Here is a 5543-nt window from a genome sequence, read left to right as displayed (position 1 = left end):
AAATCCAAAGAGTTCCAGACGGTCTATCATTTCACGGTCGGCGCGCCGCTGACGGATTCCCGCATCGCGACCGAGCCCGCCTATCCCGACAAGCAACGCGCAAAGGCCTTTCAGCCATGATCCAGGACACCGCCCTCGCCGCATGGCTGCGCCAGGAAGGTTTCACCGGCGACGACATCAATGGCCGCGTCGCCAATGAAATGACGCCGCTGATGTCCGCGGCCCTCAAGGGCGATTGCGCCATCGCCCGAAAAATCGTCGCGGCGGGCGGCGATGTCGCCCTGCGCAACGCCGACGGCAACAACGCCTTGTGGCTCGCCTGCGTCGATTATCAGCTCGACATGATCGACGTGCTGATCGAGGCCGGAATCGATATCGACAATCGCAACGACAATGGCGCGACCGCGCTGATGTTCGCCGCGTCCTCGGGCCGCACCGAGGTCGTGGCGCATCTGCTGACGCGCGGGGCCGATCTCGCGCCGGAAACGCTCGACGGCTTTTCCGCGATGGACATGGCCGCCAATATCAAATGTCTGGAGATTTTGCGCGCGGCTCACCGAAAAAACCGCGTCGAGCGGGCCAGCGCCTGAACGGCGCAGGCGAAAAAAGGGCGGGAGGCGTCCCGGGCTCGGCTTGCGGTCCGCCGGCGCCTCCCGCCAATCCGGCGACTTGCGCCGGACGTCACATTTCCCGACGCCTCAGCGCGTCAGCACCACCACCAGGCGATCGACCAAAGCGTCGCCCTTGATGTGGGTTTCGACGATTTCGTCAATATCCTCGGGCGTTTTCGGCGCATACCAGACGCCTTCCGGATAGACCACCATCAGCGGGCCGGCGCGGCAGAAGCCGAGACAGCCGGAGGCGGTGAAGCCGACATCGGCGAGACGTTCCGCCTCCAGTTTGCGCGACAGGCGGTCCCACAGGGGCTGGGCGCCCTGCGCGCCGCAGGAGCCGCGCGGATGGCCCGGCGGACGCTGGGTGTAGCAGGCGAAGATGTGACGCTTGTAGAGCTGCGGAACGTCGGCGAAAGCGGTCGCGGTTTCGGTGCTCATGCCGTGACCTTTTCCACGCCCTTGTCGACGAACAATTGGGTCAGCTCGCCCGAAGCCGCCATTTCGCGCACGATGTCGCAGCCGCCGATGAATTCGCCCTTCACGTAAAGCTGCGGAATGGTCGGCCAGTTGGAGAAGGCCTTGATTCCCTCGCGGACGTAGGGATCGGCGAGCACGTTCACCGCGTCATATTTGACGCCGAAACCGTTCAGCACCTGCACCACGGCGGCGGAAAAGCCGCATTGCGGCTGGGCCGGCACGCCCTTCATGAACAGAACCACATCATTGCCATCGACGATGGACTGGATGCGCTCTTGGGTTTTCTCCGACATCGAATGACCTTTCGATTGGTTCGCCCATCGGGCGGGACGAAATTTCGCGGGGCCGGGACGCCCGCTCGGGCGCTGCAATGCAAAAGTGGGACCATGCCGGCGCCCGCCTATGCGGCGAAAAGCATGAAGAAAATGCGCGTCGGTTTAGCGACATGGCCCCATGTCCGAAATGCGACGCCGCCTCACGGCCCCGCTTTTGCAGGCCTCCACGCCGAAACAATCCCGCCCGAAAAGGACGAGACATGCTGATTCCCTTTCCGGCCCCAGAGCCCGAAACCATCAATTTCGGCGATCTTCCTCCCGAGATAAACGACCTGCTCCAGAAAGGCGTCGTGGCCTATCGGCGCAATTTCGCGGAGGCGGAAAAACTGTTCCGCGAGGCGCTCGCGGCTGCTCCCGAGGAGCTGCCAACCTATTATTGTCTCTATAAAATCCACACTTATCACGGCAATCTCGACGAAGCGCGCGTCGCGGCGCTGACCGGCATGAAAAAGGCCGCGCGGCAGGTCGGTTGGCCCGCAGACTGGCGCGAATGGACGCCGCCGGGCGAGATTCCGGACGGCGCCGGCCGCTTCGCGCTCTATACGCTGAAGGCGCTCGCCTTCATCCATCTGCGCCGCGACGAAAAGGACAAGGCCGAAGAGATATTGGCCGCGCTGCGCGTGCTCGATCCGACCGGCGCCGTGGGCTGGCCGGTGATAGCCGAACTGGCGGCCGGCGTCGCGCGCTGAAACATCTGGCGCCTCGCTTGCATTCTTGGTTTCGGAACGCTGCGCCGCACAACGGAAGCGGCGTTCCCGGAGCCGCGAGGGGCGGCGCAAATCCTTGATTTGCCAGCAACAGTTTCCAAGGTCGGAAGTCTGACATGAGCGAAGAGACGGACACCCTGCAGGACCTCGCGGACCAGAAATACAAGTACGGATTCGTATCGGATATCGAATCCGAACTCGCGCCCAAAGGCCTGAACGAAGACGTTATTCGCTTCATTTCGGCGAAAAAGGACGAGCCCGACTGGCTGCTGCAATATCGCCTCGACGCTTTCCGCCGCTGGCTGACGCTCGAAGAGCCGGGCTGGGCCAAGCTGCATTATCCCAAGATCGACTTTCAGGACGCCTATTATTACGCGGCGCCCAAGAGCGAGAAGTCGGGTCCGAAATCGCTCGACGAGGTCGATCCCGAACTGCTGCGCACTTATGAAAAGCTCGGCATTCCGCTGCATGAGCAGGCCCTGCTCGCCGGCGTCGAGCCCGATCCAAACGAACGCAAGGTCGCAGTCGACGCGGTGTTCGATTCCGTCTCCGTCGTCACCACGTTCAAGGAAGAACTCGCCAAGGTCGGCGTGATCTTCTGCCCGATTTCGGAGGCGCTGAAGACGCATCCCGAACTGGTGAAGCAATATCTCGGCTCGGTGGTTCCGGCGACCGACAATTTCTATGCGACGCTGAACGCCGCCGTGTTCTCGGAAGGCTCCTTCGTCTATATCCCGCCGGGCGTGCGCTGCCCGATGGAGCTTTCCACCTATTTCCGCATCAATGCCGCGAAATCCGGCCAGTTCGAGCGCACTCTGATCATTGCGGACAAGGGCTCCTACGTCTCCTATCTCGAAGGCTGCACCGCGCCGCAGCGCGACGAAAACCAGCTTCACGCGGCGGTGGTCGAACTGGTCGCGATGGACGACGCCGAGATCAAATATTCCACCGTGCAGAACTGGTTCCCCGGCGACGAGAACGGCAAGGGCGGCATCTATAATTTCGTCACCAAGCGCGGCGATTGCCGCGGCGCCAATTCGAAGATTTCGTGGACGCAGGTCGAAACCGGCTCGGCGATCACCTGGAAATATCCGTCCTGCGTTTTGCGCGGCGACAATTCGGTCGGCGAATTCTATTCGATCGCCATCGCCAATAATTTCCAGCAGGCCGATACCGGCACGAAAATGCTGCATCTCGGCAAGAACACGACGAGCCGCATCATCTCCAAGGGCATATCCGCCGGCAAGGCGCAGAACACCTATCGCGGCCTGGTCAGCATCCACTCCAAGGCCGATGGCGCGCGCAATTTCACGCAATGCGACTCGCTGCTGCTCGGCGACCAATGCGGCGCGCATACCGTGCCTTACATCCAGTCGAAGAATCCGAAAGCCATTCTGGAGCACGAGGCGACCACCTCGAAAATTTCCGACGACCAGCTGTTCTATTGCCTCTCGCGCGGCATTCCGACCGAGGAAGCGGTGGCCCTGATCGTCAATGGGTTCTGCCGTGAAGTCCTGCAGCAATTGCCCATGGAATTCGCTGTCGAGGCGCAAAAGCTCGTCGGCATCAGCCTCGAAGGGAGCGTTGGATAATGCTTGAGATCAAAAACCTCCACGTCAACGTTCACGGCAAGGAAATCCTGAAGGGTCTTTCGCTGACGGTGCCGCCGGGCGAGGTTCACGCCATCATGGGGCCGAACGGCGCCGGCAAATCCACCACTTCCTATACGCTGGCCGGCCGCGCCGGCTATGAAGTGACGGGCGGCGAAATCGATTTCTACGGCGAGGACGTCACCGCGCTTTCCCCCGAAGAGCGCGCCGCGAAGGGCATCTTCCTCGCCTTCCAATATCCGATGGAAATTCCCGGCGTCTCGACCATGAATTTCCTCAAGACGGCGATGAACGCGCAAGCCAAATTGCGCAATGAGCCGGAGCTCGACGCGGCGCAATTCCTGCGCACCGTGCGCGCCGCCGCCAAGGAGCTGAACATCTCGGAAGACATGCTCAAGCGCCCGCTCAATGTCGGCTTTTCCGGCGGCGAAAAGAAGCGCAACGAGACCCTGCAAATGGCGCTGCTGAAGCCCAAGCTGGCGATCCTCGACGAAATGGATTCCGGCCTCGACATCGACGCGCTGAAACTGGTCGCGGAAGGCGTCAACAAGCTGCGCGCGCCGGATCGCTCCTTCCTCGTCATCACCCATTACCAGCGGCTGCTCGACTATATCGTGCCGGACGTGATCCACATTCTCTCGGGCGGCAAGATCGTGCTGTCTGGCGACAAGAGCCTCGCTCTGCAACTCGAAGAAAATGGCTACGACGCCGTCATCAACAAAGCCGCGTGAGGGCGACATGGCAAAAGTGGTCTCGCTCGACAATCTCCTCGCCAACGCGGCGGCGCGGCGCAGCGAAGCTGCGCCCTGGCTCGGCGCCCTGATCGACGAGGCGACGGAAAAATTCGCCCATGTCGGCCTGCCAAACCGCCGGGTCGAGGCCTGGCGCTATTCGGATCTCGCCAAGGCGCTGCATGAAGCGGTGTCGGTCGATTACGCCTTTGACGCGCCGCCGGAGCTTCCCGGCGCCTGCGTGGCGGCCTTCGAGAATGGCGTGCTCGACGATTCCAAATCGTCCTATTGCGCCATGGGCGCCCAGAGCCTGCGCAAGATCCTGGCTGAAAAGGACTCGCCCTTCGCCGGAATCATCGGCCGCGTCAACCCGCAGGCCGATCATCCCATCATCAATCTCAATACAGCGTTGATGGAAGAAGGCCTCGTCCTCCACGTCCCCAAAGACGTGAAGCTCGCCACGCCGCTGCATTTGCGCTTCAACTGGAGCGGGTTTGACGAGAAATCCGCCGACGGCCGTCATCTTCGTCTTCTGGTCGTGCTGGAAGAGGGCGCGGAAGCGACTTTATTCGAAACGCACGACGGCGCGCCAAGCTTCGCGACGGTGGTCAGCGAAGTCAGCCTCGCCGCCAATGCGAAGCTGAATCACATCCGCCTCGAAAATTTCGCCGCCGCCGCGCGCCAGACCGCCGCGACCGTGGGCGAAATCGGTGAAAAGGCGATCTATCGTGGCTTCTATTTTTCGCAGGGCGGTCATTTCGCCCGCCACGAGGCGCTGCTGAAACTCGCCGGCGAGGAGGCGCACGCCGGGATCGACGCCGCCTATATGGTCGCCAACAAACGCCATTGCGACAATACGACGGTGATGGACCATGCGGTCCCGAACACCACTTCCAACCAGATCTTTCGCGGCGTGCTGGCCGGCTCCTCGCGCGGCGTCTACCAGGGCTGCGTGAAGGTCGCGCAGGGCGCGCAGAAAACCGACGCGCGCCAGCTCAGCCGCGCCATGCTGCTGTCGCACAAGGCGGAAATCGTCACCAAGCCGGAGCTGGAAATCTTCGCCGACGAC

At 62.1% G+C, this 5543-nt stretch carries 7 protein-coding genes; 5 read left to right on the top strand and 2 right to left on the bottom strand.

The genetic code is table 11. The features are described from left to right. Positions 1-116 precede the first annotated feature (116 nt). Entirely contained in the window at positions 117-590 is a 474-nt protein-coding gene (locus ACE3S9_RS14110; protein ID WP_374547113.1) for an ankyrin repeat domain-containing protein, read from the top strand. A 108-nt stretch (positions 591-698) separates the two neighbouring features. On the opposite strand, the gene ACE3S9_RS14105 is transcribed toward ACE3S9_RS14110, so the two are convergent. Both ACE3S9_RS14105 and grxD read right to left on the bottom strand, forming a co-directional pair. Then, positions 699-1052: a ferredoxin gene (locus tag ACE3S9_RS14105; protein WP_374547112.1), complete on the bottom strand. Its 354-nt coding sequence runs from the start codon at positions 1050-1052 to the stop codon at positions 699-701. Continuing rightward, positions 1049-1384, bottom strand: a complete 336-nt coding sequence (gene grxD / locus ACE3S9_RS14100) for a Grx4 family monothiol glutaredoxin (RefSeq protein ID WP_374547111.1) — start codon at positions 1382-1384, stop codon at positions 1049-1051. Before grxD ends, ACE3S9_RS14105 begins: the two co-directional genes overlap by 4 nt. A gap of 242 nt (positions 1385-1626) precedes the next feature. Here grxD and ACE3S9_RS14095 point away from each other — a divergent pair, with 242 nt between their 5' ends. The 4 genes from ACE3S9_RS14095 to ACE3S9_RS14080 all read left to right on the top strand — a co-directional run. Further along, positions 1627-2115, top strand: a complete 489-nt coding sequence (locus ACE3S9_RS14095) for a tetratricopeptide repeat protein (protein ID WP_374547110.1) — start codon at positions 1627-1629, stop codon at positions 2113-2115. Between the two features lie 134 nt (positions 2116-2249). Then, on the top strand, positions 2250-3725 hold the full coding sequence (gene sufB, locus ACE3S9_RS14090) for a Fe-S cluster assembly protein SufB (protein ID WP_374547109.1): 1476 nt from the start codon (positions 2250-2252) through the stop codon (positions 3723-3725). Continuing rightward, entirely contained in the window at positions 3725-4474 is a 750-nt protein-coding gene (gene sufC / locus ACE3S9_RS14085; RefSeq protein WP_374547108.1) for a Fe-S cluster assembly ATPase SufC, read from the top strand. The genes sufB and sufC overlap by 1 nt, the downstream gene beginning before the upstream one ends. A gap of 7 nt (positions 4475-4481) precedes the next feature. Further along, positions 4482-5543, top strand: a 1062-nt coding sequence (locus tag ACE3S9_RS14080; RefSeq protein WP_374547107.1) for a SufD family Fe-S cluster assembly protein, incomplete at its 3' end; no start/stop codon positions are given.

The sequence above is a fragment of the Rhodoblastus sp. genome (assembly GCF_041915505.1).
GTDB lineage: Bacteria > Pseudomonadota > Alphaproteobacteria > Rhizobiales > Beijerinckiaceae > Rhodoblastus.
This window is presented reverse-complemented; position numbering and strand designations above follow the sequence as displayed.

Excerpts from the sequence above, each read along its gene's own strand:
- ACE3S9_RS14110 (WP_374547113.1), top strand. The coding sequence starts at position 117 with ATGATCCAGGACACCGCCCTCGCCGCATGGCTGCGCCAGGAAGGTTTC.
- ACE3S9_RS14105 (WP_374547112.1), bottom strand. The coding sequence starts at position 1,052 with ATGAGCACCGAAACCGCGACCGCTTTCGCCGACGTTCCGCAGCTCTAC.
- grxD (WP_374547111.1), bottom strand. The coding sequence starts at position 1,384 with ATGTCGGAGAAAACCCAAGAGCGCATCCAGTCCATCGTCGATGGCAAT.
- ACE3S9_RS14095 (WP_374547110.1), top strand. The coding sequence starts at position 1,627 with ATGCTGATTCCCTTTCCGGCCCCAGAGCCCGAAACCATCAATTTCGGC.
- sufB (WP_374547109.1), top strand. The coding sequence starts at position 2,250 with ATGAGCGAAGAGACGGACACCCTGCAGGACCTCGCGGACCAGAAATAC.
- sufC (WP_374547108.1), top strand. The coding sequence starts at position 3,725 with ATGCTTGAGATCAAAAACCTCCACGTCAACGTTCACGGCAAGGAAATC.